Raw genomic sequence first — 22,950 nt, 5'->3', positions numbered from 1 at the left:
GTAATTAACCCTGCTCGGAGGCCTGTACCGCGTCCGTCGCTTTCCGTGCCGCAATGAGCACGGGATCCCACACCGGGGAGAACGGTGGCGCGTAACTGAGATCGAGCGCCGTCATCTCCTCGACCGTCATCCTGTTCCAGACCGCGATCGCCAGGCCGTCGATGCGTTTCGCGGCCTCCTCGCGCCCGACGATCTGGGCGCCGAGCAGCACCCCGGTGCGCCGCTCGGCGATCATCTTGACCGTCATCGGGCTGGCTCCGGGGTAATAGCCGGCCCGGCTGGTCGACTCGACCGAGGCGGTCACGAACTCGAAGCCCGCCGCGGCCGCCTCCGCCGAGGACAGTCCGGTGCGGGCGACCTCCAGCTCGCAGACCTTCGTCACCGCCGTACCGATCACGCCGGGGAACGTCGCGTAGCCGCCGGCGAGGTTGATCCCCGCCACCCGGCCCTGCTTGTTGGCGTGGGTGCCGAGCGGCACGTGGGCCGGCTGCCCGCTGATCCGATGCGTCGTCTGCACGCAGTCGCCGGCCGCCCAGACCCCGGCCACGTGACCGTCCGGGCCCACGACGCGCATCCGCAGGTCGGTGCGGATGCCGCCGGTGACCCCCACGGGGATGCCGGCCTCGGTGGCGAGGGTGGTGTTCGGGCGTACGCCAAGACCCAGCACCACGATGTCGGCCGGCAGCGTCCCGTCCGCGGTGACCACCGCGCGGACCCGGCCCAGCAGTGACTCCAGGCCCTGGACCTCGGTGTTCGTGCGCACCTCGATGCCCAGTCCGCGGATCGCACCGGCGACCTTCTCGCCCATGTCCGGGTCGACGGTGGACATCGGATGGGCCGAGCGTTCAAGCAGTGTCACCTCGAGACCGCGCTGGACCATGGCCTCGGCCATCTCCACGCCGACGTATCCGCCACCGATGACCACGGCCCTGCGGGGCTTCGGGTGGCTGCCGAGCCACTCCTGGATGGCCGTGCCGTCGTCGAGCGTCTGTACGCCGAAGACGCCGCCACCGGTGATCTGTGCCCACTTCGGGGTGACCGGGACGGCGCCGGCCGCGTACACGAGTTCGTCGAAACCCTCCCGGCTCTCGCCGCCGCCGTCCAGGTCCCGCGCGATCACCTCGCGCCGGTCCAGGTCGATGCCCACGACCTCGTGCCGCATCCGTACGGAGATGGCGGCCTTCTCGAACTCGGCCGGCGTGCGCGCGATCAGCGCGTCCCGGTCGGCCACCGACCCACCGATCCAGTACGGGATCCCACAGGCCGAGTACGACGTGAAGTTGCCCCGCTCGAACGCGACGATCTCCAACTTGTCCGGGCCCTGGCGTTTGCGGGCCTGGGCGGCGGCGGACATCCCGGCGGCGTCGGCGCCGATGACGACGAGTTTCACGCGGTGGTGGCCTTCCCGGCGGTGGTGCGGGCGAGCCAGTCGACCACGTCGGCGACCGAGCCCTGCTGGGCCAGGATGGCGCGCTGCCGGGCGGCGCCGGTGCCGTGGGCGCGCAGCCGGCCCATGAGCACGGTTGTCATCTCGAGGTCGCCGTGGCGTTCCAGTTCGGGGCGCACGTAGTCGAACAGCTGGCGCATCAGCCGCCAGGCCGGCCGGGGTTCCCGGGTCGCCATGTCGATGTTGAGGCCTTCCAGGCCGTCGTGCGCGGCCCGCCAGTGCGCGGCCATGAGCAGCGGGTGCGGCACGTCGGGGGCCGGCTTTCCCTCGCGTACGTCCGCGAGCAGCGTCGCCACCAGCGCCCGGGCCAGCGCGGCGAGCAGGGTCGCGTCGTCGAGCGTGGGGCAGACGTCACCCATCCGGATCTCGACCGTGGGGTAGGCGGCGGACAGCCGCGCGTACCAGTAAAGCATTCCCTGGTCGAGCATCGCACCGCTCGCCACCATGTCGCTGACCAGCGTCTCGTAGTGTTCGAACGAGTGCAGGTAGGGCGCCGGGCCGACCGAGGGCCAACGCTCCCAGAGCACCGACCGCCAGCTGGAATACCCGGTGTCGTGGCCGCCGAAGATCGGCGAGTTGACCGTCGCCGCCTGGAAGATCGGCAGCCAGGGGCGCAGGTGGTTGAGGATCTGCACGCCGGTCTCCGGGTCGGGCACGCTGACGTGCACGTGCATGCCGCACATCCCGCCGCCGGGGGCGAGGTCGCCGAAGCGTTCGCGCATCCGGTGGTACCGCGGGTTGTCGACGACGCGCACGTTCGGCCCGGTCGCCGGGGCGGCGCCGACCGCGAGCAGCCGGGTACCGGCCTGTTCGGCCGCGGTGGCGATCACGGACCGCAACCGGGTCAGGGAGCGATGCAGCTCGCTCAGCTCCAGCTGGGGCGGGCTCGCGGTCTCGATCTGGCTGCGCATGTACTCGTGCTGCACCGACTCGCGGAACTCCTCGGGAACCCGGTCGAAGACCTCTTCGACGGCTTCGACCGTGCGGGGCTCCACCGCGTCGACGAGCAGGTATTCCTCTTCCACACCGAGGGTCAGCAGGCCCTGCGACTCAGCCTCGTCGTGCATCTCCTCGGAGATCGTGGTGGCCCCTGCCGAACTCTCCGAAGTCGCCATGTGCCGCAACGTACCCCTTGGTGGTCACCAGAAAACGGGACTTGCGCCGATGTCGCTCCAAATGGTCTTGGGGCGTTGATTGACATCAATGTGTAACGAGAATGAAACTTCATGAGAGCGCTCTCTCTTCGATAGGAGCCGTCCTCATGAGACCCGTCCTCGTCATCTCGGCCGTCGCCGCCGTACTCGCCTCGTCAGCCGCCGTCGCCGTCTCCGCTCAAGCCTCGCTGCCGCCCCCGCCCTCGGGCTGGACCCAGGTCTGGGCGGACGACTTCACCGGCTCGGCCAACACGCTGCCCAGCTCGGCCAACTGGATCATCGACACCGGGACGAGCTACCCCGGCGGTCCGGCCCAGTGGGGCACGGGAGAGATCCAGACCTACACGAACAGCACGACGAACATCGCGCAGGACGGTTCGGGCAACCTGCGCATCACGCCGGTGCGCGGCTCCTCCGGCCAGTGGACGTCGGCCCGGATCGAGACCCAGCGCACCGACTTCAAGCCGGCGGCCGGTGGGGTGCTGCGTATCGAGGGCCGGATCCAGATGCCCAACGTGACCGGCGCTGAGGCGGCCGGTTACTGGCCGGCGTTCTGGGCCCTCGGCGCACCGTATCGCGGCAACTACCAGAACTGGCCGGCCATCGGCGAGTTCGACATCATGGAGAACGTCAACGGGATCAACTCCGTCTGGGGCGTGCTGCACTGCGGCGTCAACCCGGGCGGTCCCTGCGGCGAGACCAACGGCCTCGGTGCGAGCCGCGCCTGCCCCGGTTCGACCTGCCAGGCGGCGTTCCACACGTACGCGTTCGAGTGGGACCGCGGCGTCACCCCCAACCAGCTGCGGTGGTACGTCGACGGCCAGCAGTTCCACACCGTCACGCAGAGCCAGGTCGGCGAGCCGTACTGGTCGAACATGACCGGCCACAACGGCTACTTCCTCCTGCTCAACGTGGCGATGGGCGGTGCCTTCCCGAATGGCGTGGCCGGCTCCGCGACGCCGACGGCCGCGACCGTCTCCGGCCGGTCGATGCTCGTCGACTACGTGGCCGTCTACAGCCGCGGCGGCACGACGACGCCCACCACACCGCCGCCCACCACACCTCCGCCCACGGGTGGCACGCGCGACGCCTACAGCACGATCCAGGCGGAGTCCTACAACGCCGCGTCATCGGTCATCACCGAGACCTGTTCGGAGGGTGGCCAGAACGTCGGAGCGCTCAGTAACGGCGACTGGCTGCAATACAACAACGTCGATTTCGGTACGGGCGGCGTGCGCGATTTCGTGGCCCGGGTCGCGTCCGGTGCGGGCAGTGGCGTCAGTGGTCTCGTCGAGGTCCGGATCGACAGCCGTGGCAACGCCCCGATCGGCTCGTTCGCGATCGGTGGCACCGGTGGCTGGCAGTCCTGGCGGTCGACGCCCGGCAACGTGTCCGGAGTATCCGGCTCGCACACCGTTTATCTGACCTTCACCAGTGGTCAGGCGGCCGACTTCGTGAACGTCAACTGGTTCCAGTTCCGGAGGTAGGGACCTTAAAGAAATTTAAGTTAACAGATGTCTTTACAGGGTCTGTTAACACTCCTAATAATTGGGCCACCCCACTCGTCCCCCTGACGTGGAAGGCCCATCCCCATGCGCCGATCCGTAGTCTTGTCGGCCGTCGCGATAGTCGCGGCGGCCGGCTCTGCTGTCTATGTGGCGTCCTCCGCGAGCGCCGCCGTCGCCTGTTCCGCCGCCTGGAGCTCGAGCGCCGTCTACACGAACGGCATGAGCGCCTCGCAGAACAGCCACAACTACACCGCCAAGTGGTGGACCCAGAACGAGAGCCCGGCCACGCACAGCGGCCAATGGGACGTGTGGGCCGACAACGGCGCCTGTGACGGTGGCACCACACCGCCGACAACCAAGCCGCCGACGACGCCTCCCACGACCACCCCGCCCCCGACGACGCCGCCCCCTACGACGCCGCCTCCCACCACTCCGCCGCCCTCGAACGGGACGTTGCCGGCACACGTCGTCACCGGTTACTGGCACAACTTCGACAACCCGGCGAACGAGATCAAGCTCGCCGCGGTGCCGACCACGTACGACCTGGTCGCGGTCTCGTTCGCGGATGCCACGAGTACGCCCGGAGCGGTCACGTTCAGCATCGACCCCGGCCTCGCGGCGAGCGTCGGCGGATACACGAACGACCAGTTCAAGGCCGACGTCGCGACGCTGCACGCCCGGGGCAAGAAGGTGATCATCTCGGTCGGCGGGGAGCGCGGCGCGGTGGCCGTCGGTGACGCCACCGCCGCCACGAACTTCGCGAACTCGGTCTGGTCACTGATGCAGACGTACGGCTTCGACGGCGTCGACATCGACCTCGAGAACGGGCTCAACCCGACGTACATGGCTCAGGCCCTGCGCAGCCTGCGCACCAAGGCGGGTTCCAGCCTGATCATCACGATGGCCCCGCAGACCATCGACATGCAGAACCCGGCCGGTTCGTACTTCAAGCTGGCGCTGGACATCAAGGACATCCTGACGATCGTCCACACCCAGTTCTACAACTCCGGCGCGATGCTCGGCTGCGACCAGAACGCCGCGTACGGGCAGGGCACGGTCAACTTCATCGTCGCGCTGGCCTGCATCCAGCTCGAAGCGGGCCTGCGCCCCGACCAGGTGGCGATCGGCCTGCCGGCGACCCCCAGCGCGGCCGGCGGCGGCTATGTCTCGCCGTCCGTGGTCAACCAGGCGCTCGACTGCCTGGCCCGCGGCACCAACTGCGGCTCGTTCAAGCCGCCGCGCACCTACCCCGGCCTCCGTGGCGCGATGACCTGGTCGATCAACTGGGACGTCACCGCCGGCAACGGATGGGCCAACGCAGTGTCCCCCCACGTGCACGCCCTGCCCTGATCACCTGAGCGGAGAATCCCCATGAAGCTCAAACGGAAACTGTTCATCGGCATCACGGTCGCGACCACGGCCGCCGCCACCGCGATCATCCCGATGACCGCCTCGAACGCGGCCGTCGCCTGTGCCGCCGCGTGGAGCTCGAGCGCCGTCTACACCAACGGCAACAGCGCCTCGCAGTCCGGCCACAACTACACCGCCAAGTGGTGGACCCAGAACGAGAGCCCGGCGACCCACAGCGGTCAGTGGGACGTGTGGGCCGACAACGGCGTCTGTGGTGGCACGACCCCGCCGACCACCCCGCCCACGACGACCCCGCCGACCACCCCGCCGCCGTCGACCGGCACCAAGATGGCGTCGGCGCCGTACATCTATCCGGGCTGGGGCAACCCGCCCGCGCCGTCCACCGTCATGAACGCGACCGGCATCCGCGCCTTCACCATGGCGTTCGTGCTGGCCAACGGCTGCAACCCGGTCTGGGACGGCGAGGGTGGCCTGACCGGCGGTGTGCACGCCAGCACCATCGCCGCGATCAAGGCGGCCGGCGGCAGTGTCGTGCCGTCGATCGGTGGCTGGAGCGGCAACAAGCTCGGGCCGGCCTGTTCGACGCCCGAAGCGCTCGCCGGCGCGTACCAGAAGGTGATCGACGCTTTCGGTCTGCAGGCGATCGACATCGACATCGAGAACTCCGACGAGTTCGAGAACACCGTGGTGCAGGATCGCATCCTCGGCGCGCTGAAGATCATCAAGCAGAACAACCCGGGCGTGAAGACGATCCTGACGTTCGGCACGTCGCCGACCGGCCCGAACTACTACGGCATCCGGCTCATCACGCAGGCCAGGGCGCTGGGTGCGAACATCGACATCTTCACCCAGATGCCGTTCGACTTCGGCGGCGGCAGTGACATGTACGGTGCCACGGTCGGCGCTTCGGAAGGCCTGAAGAACCAGCTCAAGACGACCTTCGGGTACACCGACGCGCAGGCCTACAGCCACATGGGCATCTCCGGCATGAACGGTCTCTCCGACCAGCAGGAGCTCACCAGCGTCGACACATGGACCCGGATCCGCGACTACGCGAAGAACAACAACCTGGCCCGCTTCACATTCTGGGCGGTCAACCGGGACCGTGGCTGCGCCGGTGGCGGCGTGGTCTCCGACTGCTCCGGTATCGCCCAGCCCGACTGGGAGTTCACGCGGATCAGCGCCGGGTTCTAGCGTCAGCTCACGGGGGAGATGCGCGGTCGTGGATCAGTGATCCACGGCCGCGCGCCTGCGTTTGCGGACCTTCTTGGTCACCCAGCTGACGATCGCGACGATGAAGAACGCCCAGATCGCGTAGTCGAACCACTGGCTGTACTTCTCGACGTTCTCCCAGCGGGACCCGAGCGCGTACCCGGCGCCGACGAACAGCGTGTTCCAGATGCCGCTGCCGATCGTCGTGAACAGGGTGAACCGGCCCAGCTTCATCTTGTTGGCACCGGCCGGGATCGACACCAGGCTGCGCACCACCGGCGCCATCCGGCCGAACAGCACGGCCGCGTTCTCGTGCCGCTCGAACCAGCGGTCCGCGGTGTCGAGGTCGTCCGCGTCGACCAGCGGGATCCGGTCGAGCCAGCGCTTGAGCCGCTCCTCGCCGAGCGAGTAGCCCAGCCAGTACAGCGCGAGCGCGCCGATCACCGAACCGGCCGTCGCGGCGACCGTCACGAGGACGAGGTCGACCTTGCCCTCGTGCGCGAGGAAGCCGGCCATCGAGAGCACGATCTCGCTCGGGATGGGCGGGATCAGGTTCTCCAGCATCACGAGCAGGCCGACGCCGGCCGCGCCGAGCGACTCGATCACCGAGGCCACCCAGCCGGTCAGGCCGCCCAGCCCGCTCAGATCGGATTCGGCCGCCAGGGGGTACGGCTCACTCATCGCGCTCCTTCAGGGGTCGTCGAGGGGTCCTGACCTGGTACCCGTCATCCAGAGTACGAACCCTCCCGCCGCGCGCCGGGATGGCAGCGGGTTGCCCGGTCCGGGTAGGGTCCGGGCGCGATGGACATGTTGAGCACGCGGGGGCGCACCGCCCGGGTCGCGGTCACCGCGCTCGGGGCGCTGCTATTGCTCCTCGGGACCTTCTGGGGTCAGGACGACGACTTCCCGTTCGGGCCGTTCCGGATGTATTCCACGGCACCCGACCCGAATGCGGACGCACCGGACACCCGGGTCGAGGGGGAGGACACCACCGGTCGTACGGTCGTGCTCACCGAGGCGAACAGCGGGATCCGCCGGGCCGAGTTCGAGGGGCAGCAACAGCAGTACGTCGACGATCCCGGCCGCCTCCAGCAGGTCGCGGTGGCGTACTCGGAGAAGTCCCCGTCGGCCCCGCCGCTGACCACCGTGCGGATCGTGATCCGCTGGGAGGGCATCGAGCACGCCCGGCCCACCGGGGAGAGCCACGACGAGATCGTCGCCGCCTGGACGGTGACCCGGTGAACCGCGTGACCGCCTGGGTGACCGAGGCCGTGCCGCGCGGCCGGATCGCCGCCTTCCGGACCCTGGTCTATCTGTTCGTCGCCGCCGACCTGGTCGTCTTCACCCCCTGGGTGCGTCACCACGCCAGCACCCCGGGCGATCTCTACCAGCCGCTGCTGGCCGGGCGGCTGCTGCACCTGCCCACCCCGACGCCGCTGATCGTGCACGGGATCTTCTGGGCGCTGCTGGTGCTCGGCCTCGCCGCCGCCACCGGCCGTGCGCCCCGGCTGCTCGGCTGGGCCGTCTTCGCGCTGTACTTCGAGTGGATGATCATCGCGATGAGCTACGGGAAGGTCGACCACGACCGGATCGGGCTGCTGGTCGCGCTCGCCGCGTTGCCGACCGCCGGCCGGGCGCGGCACGGCGATCCCACGCGTACGGAGGCGGGCGGCTGGGCGCTACGGGTGACGCAGATCGCGGTCGTGTGCACGTACTTCCTGGCGGCTTTCGCGAAGGTGCGTTTCGGCGGCCTGGACTGGGTGACCAGTTCGGTGCTGGCCCGCGCGATCATCCGCCGCGGCACCGAGCTGGCCGACCTCATCGCCGGCGTCCCGTACCTGCTGATCCTCGCGCAGTTCGGCATCATGCTCTTCGAGCTCGGCAGCCCGGTGATCTTCTTCGTCAAGCCTCGCTGGCGCAACTGGGTGGTGGCGTTCTTCTACTCGTTCCACGTCGTCACGTTCGCGACCATCACGATCTCGTTCGCGCCGCACCTGGCCGCCCTGGCGAGTTTCCTGTCGCTGGAGAAGATCCGCCCGGTGACATGGGCGAGGGGTTTCCTCGCCCGCCGACGCGGTCATGTAAGGGAGCATGAGCGACCGGTGGTATGAAAAAGCCGTAGTGTATTGCCTCGATATCGACACATACGCGGACTCCGACGGTGACGGCGTCGGTGACATCCGCGGACTGATCGGACGACTGGACTACCTGTCCCGCCTCGGGGTGAACTGCCTGTGGCTCAATCCGATCCACCCGACCCCGAACCGCGACGACGGGTACGACGTAGCCGACTTCTACAACGTCGATCCGCGCCTGGGCAACCTGGGCGACTTCGCCGAGCTGCTGCACCAGGCCGGCAACCGCGGCATCAAGGTCATCATCGACCTGGTCGTCAACCACACGTCGGACCAGCACGAGTGGTTCCAGTCGGCGCGGTCGTCGCCCGACTCGCCGTACCGCGACTGGTATGTCTGGTCCGACAGCGAGCCGTCCGACCGCAAGCAGGGCATGGTCTTCCCCGGCGAGCAGAACGAGACGTGGTCCTACGACCGCACCGCCAAGAAGTGGTTCTACCACCGCTTCTACAAGTTCCAGCCGGATCTGAACATCGAGAACCCGCAGGTCCGCGAGGAGATCAAGAAGATCTGCGCGTTCTGGCTGCAGCTGGGCGTGGCCGGCTTCCGGATGGACGCGGTGCCGTTCATCATCGAGAAGACCGAGCCGGGCAACGCCAACCCGCCCAAGGACATGGAGTTCCTCACCGAGCTGCGCCAGCACGTACAGTGGCGCAAGGCCGACGCGGTCCTGCTGGCCGAGGCCAACGTGGAGCCCGACCAGCTCAAGCACTTCTTCGGTGACGACGGCGGTTCGGCCAACCGGATCCACATGCTGTTCGACTTCATGCTCAACGGCCGGCTGATGCTCGCGCTGGCCCGCAAGCACCCCGAGGTCATCATCGACGCGCTGCAGGACACCCCGAAACTGCCGCCGGGCGCGCAGTGGGCGACGTTCCTGCGCAACCACGACGAGGTCGACCTGTCCCGGCTCACCACCGAGCAGAAGACCGAGGTCTTCGAGCAGTTCGGCCCGGACGAGGACATGCAGCTGTACGGCCGGGGCATCCGGCGCCGGCTAGCGCCCATGCTCGGCGGCGACCGCCGGCGTATCGAGCTCGCCTACGCGCTGCAGTTCAGCCTGCGCGGCACGCCGGTCATCCGTTACGGCGAGGAGATCGGCATGGGTGACGACCTCACCCAGGACGGCCGCAACGCCATCCGTACGCCGATGCAGTGGTCGTCGTTGCCCAACGGTGGCTTCTCGACGGCGGACACCCTCGTGCGCCCGGTCGTGTCCGATGCTGATTACGGCTACGAGAAGATCAACGTCACCCTGCAGCGCCACGACCCGCAGTCGCTGCTGTCCTGGTTCGAACGGATGATCCGTACCCTGCGGGAATGTCCCGAGGTGGGCAGCGGTGACTGCAAGAACGTGGACGTGCCGGTGCCCTCCGGCGTGCTCGTGCACCGGGCCGACGCCGAGACCGGGACCATGGTCTTCGTCCACAACCTGGGCGAGGACGACGGGGTGATCGACCTGAGCTCGCTGGAGCCGGAGGCGGAGTTCCCCAACGACGTGCTGGCCGACCAGGAATACCCCGGGCTGGAGCTCGGCAAGGTCGCGATCGCAGGCTACGGATACCGCTGGATCCGTCTGAAGCGGCGCCCCTGAGGTTATTGCACCGCGAGTGAAATAAATCGCTCGCGGTGCCCTTAACCCGCCGGTAACAACTGGGTTAGAGTCGGCCGACCGATCAATTGATCCGCGGGAGGCCGTCATGAGGGTTGCCATCGTCACCGGAGCCGCACGGGGGATCGGGGAGGCGACCGCGCGCAAGCTCGCCGCCGACGGGCTGGCCGTCGCGGTCGTCGACCTCGACGAGGGTGCCTGCGCCAACACCGTCACGGCGATCCACGACGCCGGCGGCACCGCGCTCGCGGTCGGCGCCGACGTGTCCGATCCGGCCCAGGTCACCGCCGCCGTGCAGAAGGTCGTCGCCGAGCTGGGCGCGCCCACCGTGCTGGTCAACAACGCCGGCGTGCTGCGCGACAACCTGCTGTTCAAGATGAGCGACGACGACTGGGAAACCGTCATGGCGGTCCACCTGCGTGGCGCGTTCCTGTTCAGCCGCGAGGTCCAGAAGCACATGGTCGACGCCGGCTGGGGCCGCATCGTCAGCCTCTCCAGCACGTCCGCGCTCGGCAACCGTGGCCAGGCGAACTACGCCGCGGCCAAGGCCGGCCTGCAGGGTTTCACCAAGACCCTCGCCATCGAGCTCGGTCGGTACGGCGTCACCGCCAACGCCGTCGCGCCCGGCTTCATCGTGACCGACATGACCGCTTCGACCGCCGCCCGGGTGGGTGTCGACTTCGCCGACTTCCAGAAGGCGGCGATCGCTCAGATCCCGGTCGCGCGGGCTGGGCGCCCCGAAGATGTGGCGAACACCGTATCCTTCCTGGTCAGTGAAGGAGCCGGGTTCGTGTCCGGGCAGGTCATCTATGTGGCCGGCGGGCCGCGCGCCTAGCGCCGCGAGTTGATTCGGGTCGCTACACATGAGTGTGGTGACCCGAACGACGAAAGGGCGGAGAAGCCGACTGTGAACCGACGGATGACCTCGCGAAGTGTGTCGTTGACCAGCACGTTCCTGCTGCTCGCGGCCGGTGGCGTCGCGGCCTGCGACAACGGCAACCAATATCAGGACGAGGGCTTCTACTGCGCGGACGAGAACGGCACGATCGTCGACGAGGACTACTGCGACGACAACAACGGTGGCGGCGGAGGGGGCGGCGGCTTCTTCATCTGGCACTCGTCCGGTTACCGCTCCGGTTACCCGGTCGGCTCGAAACTCCCGTCCGGCGGGTCGAAGTTCGCGTACAACGACCGGACCGCCCGCTCGTCGTTCGGCCTGCCGTCCACCGGCAAGATCGGCAACGGCACGGTCAAGACCAGCGTCGTCGGCAAGGGCGGCAGCGGCACCAGTGGCAAGTCAGGTAGCTGAACCGTGAAGCGCATCCCGTACGGTCCGGTCCGCGACGGCTGGAAACTCACCAACTACAGCCTCGGCCTGACCTACAACGACACCGAACTCCCCGACGGCACGATGATGTCGTACTGGCAGGAGGGGCCGTACTACGACTTCAGCCAGGCCGAGATCGAGGAGCTGGAGACCGCCACCACGGTTCTCTACCAGATGTGCCTCGACGCCGGTGACTGGATGGTGCAGCAATGCCCCCGGCACACCCCGCAGGGCCGCCGCGACGGCTTCTTCAGCTCGGTGTGCGGCCCGGAGAGCTGCTTCCTGTCCAAGATCGGCATCCCCGAGTACACCCACGAGCAGATCATCCGCACCTGGTACGACGGTGACGCCGAGACCTGGACCCACCACGACAAGGACCCGGACAACCGCTTCCCGGTGCAGACCCCGGACTTCTCGCCGACCGTCTACGGCCGCTTCGACCTCTGGTACAACGGTGCCGGCACGGTGCCCCGGATGCTGGAGTTCAACGCACAGACCCCCACGTCGCTGGTCGAGGCCGCGGTCGTGCAATGGCACTGGGCCGACCAGACCAACCTCACCCAGCACCCGTGGCGACAGTGGAATTCCCTGCACGACCGCCTCGTCGGCTGGGCGGCCGAGGACGGCGAACCCGCCAACCCGGGCGCCTGGAAACGCAACATCACCAAACTTCGCGAGGCCCGGCCCTGGCTCAAGGAAAAGCCGAAAATCTACTTCGCGTACGAGACGAGTGAACCGACCGGCGAGGACCGGATGAACGTCGCCTACCTGATGGCGACCGCCGAGGAAGCGGGCTTCCCGGTCGAGCTGATCGCCATGAGCCAGATCGGCTGGGACGTGGCCGGCGACCGCGTCCTGTTCGTCCCGGGCCCCGGCCAGGAACACAAATCCGAGCCGATCGACGTCATCTTCATGCTGTACCCGTGGGAATGGTTCTGGAACGAGGAGGGCGGCAAAGCCTTCTTCCGCAACATGGCCGACCCCAGCAAACGCGGCACGGTCTGGATCGAACCCCCGTACAAGGCGGCTCTGCTCGGAAACAAAGCCCTGCTCCCGGTGCTCTGGAAGCTGTTCGGCGACGACCCCGAGCGCGGAAAATACCTGCTGCCCGCCTACTTCGCGGAATCCAAGGCGGGTGCGGCCCTGACCTCGTACGCGAAGAAGCCGGTCTGGGGTCGCGAAGGCGGCTCGGTCACCCTGGTCAAGGACGGCGTCCCGATCAGCGAAAACCCCTCCGAGTACGGCGCGGACGGCCGCTACGTGGTCCAAGAGCTGCTGGAACTCCCGTCCTTCGAGGGCCTCGAGGGCGTGGTCCACCCGGTGATCGGCTCCTGGCTCATCGACGGCGAACCGGCCGGCATGGGCATCCGCGAAGGTCTCGGCACGGACGGCCTGGTCACCAAGGACGCCTGCAACTTCCTCCCCCACATCATCACCTGAGAACCGCGGGCTGAGGAAGCTGAGGAAGCTGAGGAAGCTGAGGAATGGTCATTCTCGGGCTCGACGAGAACGATGACTTCCGGCCGGCTCACGGTTTCGACGCGGGCCGGATACGTGATGCGCTCGCGTCGGCGTGCAGCGATGACCTTCAGCCGCCGGTGCGAGCCGAGATCGACATCGTCCCGTTCGGCGGTGCCTTGGTGGTGGTCGCGGAGGTCGACGAGCTCGATCCCCGTTTCAAGCCCTGCTACGTCGCGGCGCGTGGGGAGTACAACGGTTCTTTCACCCGAGGTGGTGATGGGGACCGCCGGCTCACCGACTTCGAGATCCACCTGCTGCACACCAACCGCGGGCAGCCCGACGACGACCGTCGTCCGGTTGCCGGGGCGACACCGGATGACCTCGAACAGGGTGAGGTCCAGGCATTCGTCGAAAGGGTTCGGCGCAGGCAGCCACGCCCTTTCACCGGACTGTCCACGGAGCAGGTGCTCCGCAGACTGAACGTCCTCGCCGAGGACGAGGATGGGCAGCTCCGGCCGACCCTTGGCGGGCTGCTTGCCCTGGGCACCTATCCACAGCAATTTTTTCCGCAGCTGAACGCGACCTTTGTGGTCTACCCGGGCCTCTCGGAACAGGACATCCCGGCGAACGGGCCACGTTTCCTCGACAACAGATCCTTCGACGGTCCGATCCCGGTGATAGTCGACGAGGCTGTGACCGCGATCCTGCGCAACACATCCGTCCGCTCGTTCATCGAGGGAACAGGCCGAACGGACGTGTACGACTACCCGGCAGAAGCGATCAGGGAGGCCGTGGCGAACGCGCTGCTCCACCGTGACTACTCGCCGTACTCCCGTGGTGCACCGGTGCAGATCACCCTGTATGCGGACCGGTTGACGGTCGCCAACCCTGGTGGACTTTTCGGCGCCGTCACCGAGGATGATCTCGGCGCCGAGGGGGTGAACTCCACCCGTAACTCGGTCCTGGCGAAGCTTCTCCAGGACATCCGCCTGCCGGAGACCGGCCGGATGGTGAGCGAGAACAGGGCAAGCGGCATTCCGACCATGCTTCGGGAACTACGCCGTATCGGTTCGCCACCGCCGGAGTTCCACAGCCGCATCACCCGCTTCAAGGTGATCATGCCCCGGCACGCCCTGCTCGGCGACGAGACGATGACCTGGATCTCAGGCCTGGGCCAGGCCGGACTCACCCCGACCCAGCACCTGGCGCTCGCCGAGATGCGGGCGGGCCGGCCGGTGACCAATGGCACGATGCGCAATCTCGGGCTGGAGGCCCGCCGGGCCACGGTCGAGTTGTCCGACCTTGTCAGTCGCGGCGTAGCGGTACGCGTCGGTGAGCGTCGTCATGCCCGCTACCTCCTTGCGCCGGCGCCGGACCCGGCGTCCAGGAAGAAAGCGGATCCGCCCGCCGGCTCCGTCGAGGAAATCGTCTGGGCTGCCCTGGCTGACGGGTCCGAGTTGAGCCGTCGCGATCTTGAAGAGCGCACCGGGCTCAGTCAGGGTTCCGTGACAAGGGCGTTGAACACTCTGGAGGGCGAGCAGAGAATCACCGCAACCGCGCCCGTGCGTTCGCCGAGGCGACGCTACCGGCGAACCTGATCTCCCGTTGTCGCGGTGATCTCGATGGAGACGCGGCGGCCGGCGGGGAGGCCGACGACGGCGGCGGTTCGGGCCGGGGGGTCGGTGGGGAAGACGTCGGCGAAGACGGTGTTGATGGCCGGGAGGTTCGCCACGTCGGTGTACAGGACCACAGCCCGGACCACGTTCTCCATGGTGGACCCGCAAGCCCCCAGGATGGTCTCCGCGTTCCTGAGGGCCTGGCGGCATTCTGCCTCGAAGCCGCCGTCCGGCACCCGCCCGGTCGCCGGGTCGAGGCCGGTCTGGGCCGCGAGGAAGAGCAGGTCACCTGCCTTGACCGCGGGGGAGTAGTGACCCTGCGGCTGGGGCAGCGACGTCATCGGGCGAGGAGTTCCGCGAGCCGGGCCGCGCCCACGTTGCCGCCGGAGAGGATCACGCCGATGCGGGCCGGCACCGGGGCCAGGCGCCCGGTGAGCAGTGCGGCGAGTCCGCTCGCGCCGCTCGGTTCGAGGACCAGTTTGAGGCGGTCGGCGGCGAAGCGCATGGCGTCGCGCAGTTCGTCGTCGCTGACCAGGACGATCTCGTCGACGAGGCGTTTGGTGATGCTGAACGTCAGCTCGCCGGGGATCGGGGTGGCCTGGCCGTCGGCGATGGTGCGGGGGATGGGGACGGCGATCCGTTCACCGGCGGCGAGGGAGCGCAGGGTGTCGTCGCCGGCTTCCGGTTCGACCCCGATCACCCTGATGGCCGGGTACAGCGTCTTGGCGACGACGGCGCTGCCGGCGGCGAGACCACCACCACCCACGGGTACGACGATCGCGTCGAGTTCGCCGGCGTCCTCGAGGAGTTCCAGCGTTGCGGTGCCCTGGCCGGCGATGACGTGCGGGTGGTCGTACGGTGGGATCAGGGTGAGGCCGCGCTCCTCGGCCAGCCGCCGGCAGATCTTCTCCCGGTCCTCGGTGTAGCGGTTGTAGACCACGATCTCGGCGCCGTAGCCGCGGACCGCGTCGAGTTTCGCGGCGGGGCTGTCCTCCGGCATCACGATCACCGCGGAGCTGCCCAGCTCGCGGGCCGACAGCGCCACCGCCTGGGCGTGGTTGCCGGAGGAGAACGCCACGACACCGCGGGCGAGCTGCTCGGGCGAGAGCCGGGAGAACGCGTTGTACGCGCCCCGGATCTTGAACGCCCCGGCCCGCTGCAGGTTCTCGGCCTTGAGGTGGACGCCGGCTCCGACGATGTCGTCGAGGGTGCGCGACCGGATCACCGGGGTCCGGTGCGCGATGCCGTCGAGTCGTGCTGCCGCGTCCCTGACGTCTTGCAAGATCACCATGTCACGGACCCTAAGCCGCGGCCGCGGGTCCCGGCGACGTCCAGTCGGCGATCGGTGGCTTCCGCGTCAACTGTGACCCAGTTCACTGCAAACTGTGATCCGTGCCCGCGAACGTCAGCGACTATCTGGCCGTGAGTGCAACCGCGCAGGACGAGGAACGGCTGCTACGCCGCGTCGCCAAGGGAGACACCGACGCGTTCGATCAGCTGTACCGGCGCACGTCCCCGTGGCTGGCGATGCGGCTGCGACTGCGGTGTTCCGACGACGGGCTCGTCTCCGAGGTGCTCCAGGACACGTACCTGACGGTCTGGCGGGCGGCCGGGTCGTTCACCGGCCTGTCCCCGCGCGGCGGCAACAACGCCTCGCGCGGCGGTGGCACCGCCCCGGGCGGCGCCGCGACCGGCTGGCTCTGGACCATCGCCTCCCGCCGGCTGGTGGACGCGATGCGCCGCCAGGGCCGGCGGCTCGAGAAACCCGCCGAGGTGCTGCCCACGGTCAGCGCGCCGGCGGCCGAGGACACCGCGCTGGCCGGGACGGTCGGCGACGAGCTCGGCACGGCCCTGGCCCAGCTGGCCCCGGAGCTGCGGGCGGTGCTGCTCGCCATGGTGCTGGACGGGTTCACCGTCCGGGAGACGTCGGTGCTGCTCGGGGTGCCCGAGGGCACGGTGAAGAGCCGGGCGCGCCGCGCCCGCAACGCGATGAGGGAGGCACTGTCGTGACCGCGCACATCTCCGCCGAGGCGCTGGCGGCGTACGCCCGGGGCGAACTCGGCGTCGGTGACCCGATGACCTGGCCGGTGGAGGTGCATCTGGAGGCCTGCGCCGACTGCCGCGAGCAGCTGCTCCCGTACGCCCCGCCGCCGCTGCTGACCATGCTCGAGGACACCGGCACCGCCATCCTGGCGCGGGCCTCGGCCGGTCCGCGCCCGGTCCGGTCCCGGCGGGTACGGCGGTTCGCGCACCGGTGGGCGTCCTGGTCGATGATGCCCTGGGCGCTCATGACGGTCACCGCGATCATCGCGGCGTTCCTGCTGGACGTGGCGTTCCCGCTGCGCCCCTCGGTGGTGCTGCTGCTCGCTCCGGTGGCGCCGCTGGCCGGTCTGACCATCGCCTGGTCACGGCACGCGGACCCGTCCTGGGAGACGATCGCCGGCACCTCACGGGCCGGCGTGGACCTGCTGCTGCGCCGCACCGTCGTGGTCCTCGCGGTGGTGTTCCCGCTGCTGGCCGCAACGGGCTGGCGGCTCGGCACCAACCCGGCGCTGTGGCTGCTGCCCTGCCTGACGTTCACCGCGGCGACGCTGCTGCTCGGCGGCCTCATCGGAGTCAGCCGGGCCGCAATGCTCCTGGGCGGCGCCTGGGTGCTGGCGGTGGCCGCGCCCGCGCTGATCGCCGTGGAGCTGCCGGTCCTGGTGCGGCCGGAGAGCCTGCCCGGCTGGGGCGCCGCCGCGGCGGTGCTCACCGGCCTGGCGCTGCTGCGCGCCGGCGACCACGTCCGCCTCAAGAGCTGGAACTGAAACCCCCCGACACAAGGAGACGATGATGGTACGCACGGTGAGTGCGCACGAGATAGCGCCGGACACCTACGCCTGGGGCATCGAGACGACCGGACTGCGGGTCAAGGCCGGCAAGCGTTTCGCCGTGGACGGGCTCGACCTGAAGCTGGGCCCCGGCGTGCACGGCCTGCTCGGGCCGAACGGCGCCGGCAAGACCACCCTGATGCGGGCGCTGGCGACGGTCATCAAGCCGAAAGAGGGCCGGCTGCGGCTGCTCGGCTCCGACGTCAAGGACCGCCGTTCACTGCGGACCGTACGCCGTCAGCTGGGCTACCTGCCGCAGCACTTCGGTTTCTACCCGGGTTTCACCGTGCGTGAATACGTCGAGTACATGGGCTGGTTGCGCGAGATGCCGTCGAACGCGATCCCCGAGGCCACCCAGCGCGCCATCGACCGGGTGGGGCTGACCGACCGGGCCGGCTCCCGGCTCAAGTCGCTGTCCGGCGGCATGCTGCGCCGGGCCGGCATCGCCCAGGCCATCGTCAACGACCCCGAGGTGCTGCTGCTCGACGAGCCGACCGTGGGCCTCGACCCCGAGCAGCGCGTCGAGTTCCGGGACCTGCTGCGGGTGCTCGGCGCGGACTCCTGCGTGCTCGTCTCCACCCACCTGGTCGAGGACGTGGCCGCGGCCTGCAGCGACGTCCTGCTCGTCGACACCGGCAAGCTGGTCTTCCAAGGGTTCCCCGCCGACCTGGCCCGGTTCGGCGAGAACGACGGTGTCGGCGACAGCCCGGCCGAGCGCGGCTACTCCGTGCTGCTGCGCAACCACCGGAGCGCGGCATGATCCACGTCCTCGGCACCGAGCTGCGCCGTTCGCACGCCCGGATCCTCGCGATCCTGCTGATCCTGGGCAGCCTCGCCACCCTGGCCGTCGACTCGGACGCGGGCCGGCAGTGGTCACGGTTCGTCTACGACATGACCGGCAACGTGTTCATCCAGCTGCCGCTGGCCCTGGCCGGTGGCGCGATGCTCGGCCGGCGCGAGCGGCGCACCGGCGCCGCCGAGCTGCTGGGCAGCACCGGCCGGCCCCGATGGCAGAAGATCACTCCCACGACGGCCGCGCTGGCGCTCACCGTCGTGGTCGTGCAGTTGCTGATCCTCGCGTTCGGCGCGGCCCGCATCGGGGTGGCCGGCGGATTCGTCAGCCTGCACGGCGCGGTGCCGGTGCTGGCCGACCTCACCATCCTGGTCGGGGCGGCCTGGCTCGGTCTCGCCGCCGGACGGGCCTGGGCCTCGCCGGTGCTGCCCCCGGTGCTGGCCGCGCTCGGCCTGGTGGTGCAGCTCGCCGGGGACTTCTCCGAGGACCCGGCGTCCTACAGTCCCAGCCGACTGTCCAGCTGGGATCTGACCGCGCAGCCGCCGGCCTCCTTCTGGGAGATCGCGACGTCCCAGGCCGTCCTGGGCCGGCTCGTGCTGGGTCTCGGGCTCGCGCTCGGTGCCCTGCTCCTGCTCGCCGGCACGAACTGGCTGTCACGCACCCTGGGAATCGCCACGGTGATCGCCGGCCTGGTGCTCACCATGTACGTCACCCCGCTCCCCGGTACGGGCAAGAGCTACCAGGTGGACGCCGCGGCGCAGGAACTGGTCTGCGCGGACGGCACCCCGCAGGTGTGCGTGACGGCGGTGAACGCGTACCAGCTCGACGACGTGACCACCGCGGCGCGCCGGGCCCTCACCCTGCTGGCCAAGCTGCCGGGGGCGCAGGACCGGGCCGTCGAGTGGCGCCCCGGCGCTCAGCTGGACCTCAATCAGGGGAACGCACAGTTCTGGGGAAAGACACCGACGAGCGAACCCGGCACCGTCGTGTTCCCGCTCGGCGGCGAGTACGGCCCCCGGTCGGCCGCCGACGTAACCGCGAACATCCTCAACGGCGCCGGCACGATGATGAACGGCTGTGAGCCGGGCGACGAGACGGCGCTGGGCGCGGCCGGAGCGTGGCTGATGGGTACCGACACGCTGCCGCTGAGCGGTGGCAACCTGTCGTCCCCGGGCGGGGATCCCGGGCAGATCGCGGCGATCGTCACGGACCTGCGAAAGCTGCCCGAGAAGGAGCAGATCCGGCGGGTGACCGCGCTGCGTGACGCGGCCGCCGCCTGTGCGAGCGACCACCTGCTGGAGCTTCTCACCGAGGGGCGGAGCGTGTGATCACCCGCTGGTTGCCGCTGTACCTGCGGTCGCGGCGCGTCACGCTGGCCGTACCGGTCTCGCTCGCCGCGATCGTCGCTGTCATGGCCATCTGGTCGGCCTGGGCCAGGAGCCCGGAGGTCAGCCCGCGCCTGGCGGTGCTCACGCTGCTGTTCGCCCTGGCGCCGTGGATACCGACGCTGGCCGGCCCCGACGACGCGCTGGAGAAGACCGCGGCGCTGCTCTGGTCGCCGCGCCGGGTGCTGCACCTCGTCACGTTCGGCGCGGTCGTCGCGGGCGCCCTGATCGGCGCCCGGCTGGCCGACATCGAATTCGGCGCCGCCGGGCAGCTGGCGCGCAACAGCTTCGGCCTGGCCGGCCTGATCGGGCTCGGTGTCGCGCTGGTCGGCACCAGCCTCGCCCCGATCGTCCCGATCGTCTGGGTCGCGGTGCAGGCGACGCTCGCGGCCACCGGTGGTCCGCTCTGGCGGCAGGCCCTGCTCTGGCTGATGCAGCCGGCGGACAACCGGCCCGCGGCGATCATGGCCGGGGTGCTGCTGCTCGCCGGCGGGATCGCCTACGCGGTCCGGGCCAGCCCGCCGACCCCGCCGAACGAGGCCACCATGGGCCAGTGAGCCGGTCTCAGCCGTCGGTGGAGACCAGGCCGGTGCGGTAGGCCAGCACGACCGCCTGGACCCGGTCGCGGAGGTCGAGCTTGGTGAGGATGCGGGAGACGTACGTCTTGACGGTCTCGGCGCTGATCACCAGCGTCGCGGCGATCTCGGCGTTGGACAGGCCGGCGGCGATCAGCTTGAGGACCTCGACCTCACGGGGCGTCAGGCCGGTCATCGCGGAGCTCTCCTCGCGGCGCAGCCGGGTCGCGAACCGTCCCACCAGCCGGCGGGTGACAGCCGGGTCGAGCAGGGCGTCACCGGCGGCGATGGTGCGGACCGCGCCGATGAGTTCGGGCGGGCGGGTGTCCTTGAGCAGGAAGCCGCTCGCCCCAGCGCGCAACGCCTCGTAGACGTACGAGTCCACGTTGAATGTGGTCACCACCAGCACCTTCATCGGGTGCTCGAGGCCCGGCCCGGCCAGTTTGCGGGTCGCTTCGATGCCGTCCAGGCCGGGCATCTGGATGTCCATCACCACGACGTCCGGTTGCAGGCGCAGTGCGGTGGCGACCGCCGACGGGCCGTCCGAGGCCTCGCCGACGACCTCCATGTCCGGCTGGGCACCCAGGATCGCGACGAAGCCGCTGCGGATGAGCGCCTGGTCGTCGCAGACCACCACTCGGATCATCGGGAGCCCTTCGCCGGGATCTGCGCGTACAACCGGAATCCGCCTCCGGGGCGACCACCCGCGGTGAGCGTGCCGCCGAAGACCGAGACCCGTTCCTTCAGGCCGTCGAGGCCGTGGCCGCCGCTGTGCTCGACCGGCGGCCCGTCGGTGAGGACCTCGATGTCGGTGGCGCGGGGCTGGTATCGGACCACGACCCGGGTGGCCTTGCCCCGGGCATGCTTCATGGCGTTGGTGAGGCCTTCCTGCACCACGCGGTAGGCCGCCAGCTCCGCGCCCGGGGCGAGCAGCGCAGGGGAGCCCTCCTCGGTCAGCTCGACCGGCTGGCCGCCGGCCTTCGCACCGGCGACCAGCTCGGCGATCTTCAGGTCCGGCCCGGCGTGCAGCACGTCGAGCAGGTGCCGCAGCTCCTTGAGGGCCAGCCGCCCGGTGTCACCGATCACCGAGAGGTCCGCGTCCGGGAGGTACTGCGCCGCATCGGCCTGCACGACCATCGCGGTGACATGGTGGGTGACGACGTCGTGCAGTTCACGGGCGATGCGGGCGCGTTCCGCCTCGGCCTCCACCACGCGGCGGCGGCGCATCCAGCCGCCGGCCGCCCAGCAGGCCGCCAGCAGGAGGAAGAACGTCACATAGTCCAGGCCGCTCTGGGTCGACCCGCGAGCACTCAGAGCAAACGCGAAGGGTACGTAGGCCCCGGCCGCCCCGGCCTGCCACCGCCGCCCGAGACCGGTGCCCGCCGTGTAGAGCACGAGCAGCAGTCCCCAGCTCGCGGCCACCGGTGGGTAGCCGATCACGTCGTGCGCCATGAACGCCAGGACGACCACGACCAGGGCGAACCCGGGATACCGGCGCCGCAGCGCGACCGGCAGGCACTGGGCCAGCGCCAGCACCACGGCGAGCGCGTCCATCGGGTGGTCCGCCAGCTCACCGAGGGTCATGCTGATGTCACGCATTCCCGGCACGAACGTGAGCACCAGGAGCAGGAAGGCGACAGCGCCGTCCTGGACGAGCGGGTCTTTCAGCCGCGCGGTCGGTTTCGCCACAGCCACCACAGTCCGATGAAGGGCAGGACGAGCGGGACGTACCCGTAACCGCTGCCGAAGTGCGACCAGACGGTGTCGTCCGGGAACGCGACCGCGTCGGCGACGCTCAGCGTGCCCACGACCAGCACGCCCAGCAGCTCGACGGAGCAGCTGGCCAGCGCGATCAACCGGCCCCGGTTGCCGCCGATCGCCAGGCCCACGGTCGCGGTGATGTAGACCAGCCCGGCGAACGCCGACAGCAGGTACGCCAGCGGGGCCTCGGAGAACTTCGTGGTGATCTGGACCAGGGCGCGGGCGCTGGCCGAGAGCGCGAAGATGCCGTACACCAGCAGCAGGACCCGGCCGAGGCCGGTGCCGATGGCGGCGTCGCGCGGGCGGGACGGCGTGGGGGTCGGCTCAGCCACTGGTGACCTCCGCGATCTGCTGCAGGCGCAGCACGAGAACCGGCAGCGTCAAGGCCGCGACGGCGAGGATGAGCAGGCCCCAGCGGGTCGGCTCCAAGCGGGCAACGTACACCCCGACCGGTGCGAACGCGACGGTGGTGATCAGGTAGCCGACGAACGTGGTCCAGTCGCTGGGCCGGGGCTCGGTGAACAGGCCCACGATCGCGACCACGACCAGCACGACGACGAGCAGCCCGAGTCCCAGCAGGGACCACAGATCGAAGTTGTTCGGTGCCCGGTTGAGCGCGCAGCGGATGAGGTACCAGACACCCAGCACCAGGGCCACGACGATGGTCGCGAGCGAGAGGGGGCCGTTCATCACCGGCACAGCGTACTGATCAGGGTGAGCGTG

The 22,950-nt window shown here is 69.6% G+C and carries 24 protein-coding genes; 15 read left to right on the top strand and 9 right to left on the bottom strand.

All coding sequences use genetic code 11. The features are described 5' to 3' along the window. Positions 1-4 precede the first annotated feature (4 nt). Positions 5-1,390 (bottom strand): FAD-dependent oxidoreductase, encoded by a 1,386-nt coding sequence (locus ACIA6A_RS05550; protein ID WP_396096169.1) that lies wholly within the window; start codon positions 1,388-1,390, stop codon positions 5-7. Continuing rightward, the gene (locus ACIA6A_RS05545; protein WP_396096463.1) at positions 1,387-2,514 is read right to left on the bottom strand and encodes a glutamate--cysteine ligase; all 1,128 of its coding nucleotides are present in this window, start codon (positions 2,512-2,514) and stop codon (positions 1,387-1,389) included. The genes ACIA6A_RS05550 and ACIA6A_RS05545 overlap by 4 nt, the downstream gene beginning before the upstream one ends. 194 nt (positions 2,515-2,708) lie before the next feature. On the opposite strand from ACIA6A_RS05545, the gene ACIA6A_RS05540 reads away from it, so the two are divergent. The 3 genes from ACIA6A_RS05540 to ACIA6A_RS05530 all read left to right on the top strand — a co-directional run bounded on the left by ACIA6A_RS05540 (position 2,709) and on the right by ACIA6A_RS05530 (position 6,674). Beyond that, a complete protein-coding gene (locus tag ACIA6A_RS05540) occupies positions 2,709-4,088 on the top strand; it encodes a carbohydrate-binding protein (protein ID WP_396096168.1) in 1,380 nt (459 codons plus the stop codon). Between the two features lie 105 nt (positions 4,089-4,193). Next, on the top strand, positions 4,194-5,459 hold the full coding sequence (locus ACIA6A_RS05535; RefSeq protein WP_396096167.1) for a chitinase: 1,266 nt from the start codon (positions 4,194-4,196) through the stop codon (positions 5,457-5,459). A 21-nt stretch (positions 5,460-5,480) separates the two neighbouring features. Continuing rightward, complete coding sequence (locus ACIA6A_RS05530; RefSeq protein WP_396096166.1) at positions 5,481-6,674, top strand: chitinase; 1,194 nt, start codon at positions 5,481-5,483, stop codon at positions 6,672-6,674. A gap of 33 nt (positions 6,675-6,707) precedes the next feature. Here ACIA6A_RS05530 and ACIA6A_RS05525 read toward each other — a convergent pair whose 3' ends face one another. Continuing rightward, the gene (locus tag ACIA6A_RS05525; protein ID WP_396096165.1) at positions 6,708-7,373 is read right to left on the bottom strand and encodes a DedA family protein; all 666 of its coding nucleotides are present in this window, start codon (positions 7,371-7,373) and stop codon (positions 6,708-6,710) included. A 120-nt stretch (positions 7,374-7,493) separates the two neighbouring features. Between ACIA6A_RS05525 and ACIA6A_RS05520 the strand changes: the two genes are divergently transcribed. The 7 genes from ACIA6A_RS05520 to ACIA6A_RS05490 all read left to right on the top strand — a co-directional run bounded on the left by ACIA6A_RS05520 (position 7,494) and on the right by ACIA6A_RS05490 (position 14,825). After that, the gene (locus ACIA6A_RS05520) at positions 7,494-7,934 is read left to right on the top strand and encodes a hypothetical protein (protein ID WP_396096164.1); all 441 of its coding nucleotides are present in this window, start codon (positions 7,494-7,496) and stop codon (positions 7,932-7,934) included. Further along, complete coding sequence (locus ACIA6A_RS05515) at positions 7,931-8,803, top strand: MFS transporter permease (protein ID WP_396096163.1); 873 nt, start codon at positions 7,931-7,933, stop codon at positions 8,801-8,803. Before ACIA6A_RS05520 ends, ACIA6A_RS05515 begins: the two co-directional genes overlap by 4 nt. After that, a complete protein-coding gene (locus ACIA6A_RS05510) occupies positions 8,784-10,421 on the top strand; it encodes an alpha-amylase family protein (RefSeq protein WP_396096162.1) in 1,638 nt (545 codons plus the stop codon). Before ACIA6A_RS05515 ends, ACIA6A_RS05510 begins: the two co-directional genes overlap by 20 nt. Positions 10,422-10,527: 106 nt before the next feature. Further along, complete coding sequence (gene fabG / locus ACIA6A_RS05505; protein WP_396096161.1) at positions 10,528-11,274, top strand: 3-oxoacyl-ACP reductase FabG; 747 nt, start codon at positions 10,528-10,530, stop codon at positions 11,272-11,274. Positions 11,275-11,358: 84 nt separating this feature from the next. Beyond that, a complete protein-coding gene (locus ACIA6A_RS05500) occupies positions 11,359-11,748 on the top strand; it encodes a hypothetical protein (protein ID WP_396096160.1) in 390 nt (129 codons plus the stop codon). Between the two features lie 3 nt (positions 11,749-11,751). After that, positions 11,752-13,206, top strand: a complete 1,455-nt coding sequence (locus ACIA6A_RS05495; protein WP_396096159.1) for a glutathionylspermidine synthase family protein — start codon at positions 11,752-11,754, stop codon at positions 13,204-13,206. Positions 13,207-13,250: 44 nt separating this feature from the next. Next, positions 13,251-14,825, top strand: coding sequence for an ATP-binding protein (locus ACIA6A_RS05490; RefSeq protein ID WP_396096158.1), 1,575 nt, complete (start codon positions 13,251-13,253; stop codon positions 14,823-14,825). On the opposite strand, the gene ACIA6A_RS05485 is transcribed toward ACIA6A_RS05490, so the two are convergent. Next, complete coding sequence (locus tag ACIA6A_RS05485) at positions 14,810-15,184, bottom strand: RidA family protein (RefSeq protein ID WP_396096157.1); 375 nt, start codon at positions 15,182-15,184, stop codon at positions 14,810-14,812. The two genes, ACIA6A_RS05490 and ACIA6A_RS05485, sit on opposite strands and share 16 nt — an antisense overlap. Continuing rightward, positions 15,181-16,134 (bottom strand): pyridoxal-phosphate dependent enzyme, encoded by a 954-nt coding sequence (locus tag ACIA6A_RS05480; protein WP_396096156.1) that lies wholly within the window; start codon positions 16,132-16,134, stop codon positions 15,181-15,183. Before ACIA6A_RS05480 ends, ACIA6A_RS05485 begins: the two co-directional genes overlap by 4 nt. A 101-nt stretch (positions 16,135-16,235) precedes the next feature. On the opposite strand from ACIA6A_RS05480, the gene ACIA6A_RS05475 reads away from it, so the two are divergent. The 5 genes from ACIA6A_RS05475 to ACIA6A_RS05455 are packed head-to-tail and all read left to right on the top strand — an operon-like array spanning position 16,236 to position 20,448. Further along, entirely contained in the window at positions 16,236-16,853 is a 618-nt protein-coding gene (locus ACIA6A_RS05475) for an RNA polymerase sigma factor (RefSeq protein ID WP_396096155.1), read from the top strand. After that, the gene (locus ACIA6A_RS05470; RefSeq protein ID WP_396096154.1) at positions 16,850-17,650 is read left to right on the top strand and encodes a zf-HC2 domain-containing protein; all 801 of its coding nucleotides are present in this window, start codon (positions 16,850-16,852) and stop codon (positions 17,648-17,650) included. The genes ACIA6A_RS05475 and ACIA6A_RS05470 overlap by 4 nt, the downstream gene beginning before the upstream one ends. Positions 17,651-17,675: 25 nt before the next feature. Next, positions 17,676-18,473, top strand: a complete 798-nt coding sequence (locus ACIA6A_RS05465; protein WP_396096462.1) for an ABC transporter ATP-binding protein — start codon at positions 17,676-17,678, stop codon at positions 18,471-18,473. Further along, positions 18,470-19,834, top strand: a complete 1,365-nt coding sequence (locus ACIA6A_RS05460) for a hypothetical protein (RefSeq protein WP_396096153.1) — start codon at positions 18,470-18,472, stop codon at positions 19,832-19,834. The genes ACIA6A_RS05465 and ACIA6A_RS05460 overlap by 4 nt, the downstream gene beginning before the upstream one ends. Further along, complete coding sequence (locus tag ACIA6A_RS05455; RefSeq protein WP_396096152.1) at positions 19,831-20,448, top strand: hypothetical protein; 618 nt, start codon at positions 19,831-19,833, stop codon at positions 20,446-20,448. Before ACIA6A_RS05460 ends, ACIA6A_RS05455 begins: the two co-directional genes overlap by 4 nt. 7 nt (positions 20,449-20,455) lie before the next feature. On the opposite strand, the gene ACIA6A_RS05450 is transcribed toward ACIA6A_RS05455, so the two are convergent. Genes ACIA6A_RS05450 through ACIA6A_RS05435 form a run of 4 tightly spaced genes read right to left on the bottom strand, consistent with a single transcriptional unit; the run spans position 20,456 to position 22,917 of the window. Next, positions 20,456-21,112 carry a response regulator gene (locus ACIA6A_RS05450; RefSeq protein ID WP_396096151.1) on the bottom strand — a complete coding sequence of 219 codons (657 nt, stop codon included), beginning with the start codon at positions 21,110-21,112 and terminating at the stop codon, positions 20,456-20,458. Further along, complete coding sequence (locus tag ACIA6A_RS05445) at positions 21,109-22,155, bottom strand: sensor histidine kinase (RefSeq protein WP_396096150.1); 1,047 nt, start codon at positions 22,153-22,155, stop codon at positions 21,109-21,111. The genes ACIA6A_RS05450 and ACIA6A_RS05445 overlap by 4 nt, the downstream gene beginning before the upstream one ends. Next, positions 22,131-22,559, bottom strand: coding sequence for a hypothetical protein (locus ACIA6A_RS05440; RefSeq protein ID WP_396096149.1), 429 nt, complete (start codon positions 22,557-22,559; stop codon positions 22,131-22,133). Before ACIA6A_RS05440 ends, ACIA6A_RS05445 begins: the two co-directional genes overlap by 25 nt. After that, positions 22,552-22,917, bottom strand: coding sequence for a hypothetical protein (locus ACIA6A_RS05435; RefSeq protein ID WP_396096460.1), 366 nt, complete (start codon positions 22,915-22,917; stop codon positions 22,552-22,554). Before ACIA6A_RS05435 ends, ACIA6A_RS05440 begins: the two co-directional genes overlap by 8 nt. Positions 22,918-22,950 lie beyond the last annotated feature (33 nt).

It is taken from the genome of Actinoplanes sp. NPDC051494 (assembly GCF_044454705.1).
GTDB lineage: Bacteria > Actinomycetota > Actinomycetes > Mycobacteriales > Micromonosporaceae > Actinoplanes.
The sequence above is the reverse complement of the archived record's forward strand: the minus strand, read 5'-3'. Positions and strand labels throughout refer to the sequence as shown.

Coding starts and splice junctions, on each gene's coding strand:
- ACIA6A_RS05545 (WP_396096463.1), bottom strand. CDS start 2,514: ATGCACGACGAGGCTGAGTCGCAGGGCCTGCTGACCCTCGGTGTGGAA.
- ACIA6A_RS05540 (WP_396096168.1), top strand. CDS start 2,709: ATGAGACCCGTCCTCGTCATCTCGGCCGTCGCCGCCGTACTCGCCTCG.
- ACIA6A_RS05535 (WP_396096167.1), top strand. CDS start 4,194: ATGCGCCGATCCGTAGTCTTGTCGGCCGTCGCGATAGTCGCGGCGGCC.
- ACIA6A_RS05530 (WP_396096166.1), top strand. CDS start 5,481: ATGAAGCTCAAACGGAAACTGTTCATCGGCATCACGGTCGCGACCACG.
- ACIA6A_RS05525 (WP_396096165.1), bottom strand. CDS start 7,373: ATGAGTGAGCCGTACCCCCTGGCGGCCGAATCCGATCTGAGCGGGCTG.
- ACIA6A_RS05520 (WP_396096164.1), top strand. CDS start 7,494: ATGGACATGTTGAGCACGCGGGGGCGCACCGCCCGGGTCGCGGTCACC.
- ACIA6A_RS05510 (WP_396096162.1), top strand. CDS start 8,784: ATGAGCGACCGGTGGTATGAAAAAGCCGTAGTGTATTGCCTCGATATC.
- fabG (WP_396096161.1), top strand. CDS start 10,528: ATGAGGGTTGCCATCGTCACCGGAGCCGCACGGGGGATCGGGGAGGCG.
- ACIA6A_RS05500 (WP_396096160.1), top strand. CDS start 11,359: ATGACCTCGCGAAGTGTGTCGTTGACCAGCACGTTCCTGCTGCTCGCG.
- ACIA6A_RS05490 (WP_396096158.1), top strand. CDS start 13,251: ATGGTCATTCTCGGGCTCGACGAGAACGATGACTTCCGGCCGGCTCAC.
- ACIA6A_RS05485 (WP_396096157.1), bottom strand. CDS start 15,184: ATGACGTCGCTGCCCCAGCCGCAGGGTCACTACTCCCCCGCGGTCAAG.
- ACIA6A_RS05480 (WP_396096156.1), bottom strand. CDS start 16,134: ATGGTGATCTTGCAAGACGTCAGGGACGCGGCAGCACGACTCGACGGC.
- ACIA6A_RS05465 (WP_396096462.1), top strand. CDS start 17,676: ATGGTACGCACGGTGAGTGCGCACGAGATAGCGCCGGACACCTACGCC.
- ACIA6A_RS05460 (WP_396096153.1), top strand. CDS start 18,470: ATGATCCACGTCCTCGGCACCGAGCTGCGCCGTTCGCACGCCCGGATC.
- ACIA6A_RS05450 (WP_396096151.1), bottom strand. CDS start 21,112: ATGATCCGAGTGGTGGTCTGCGACGACCAGGCGCTCATCCGCAGCGGC.
- ACIA6A_RS05435 (WP_396096460.1), bottom strand. CDS start 22,917: ATGAACGGCCCCCTCTCGCTCGCGACCATCGTCGTGGCCCTGGTGCTG.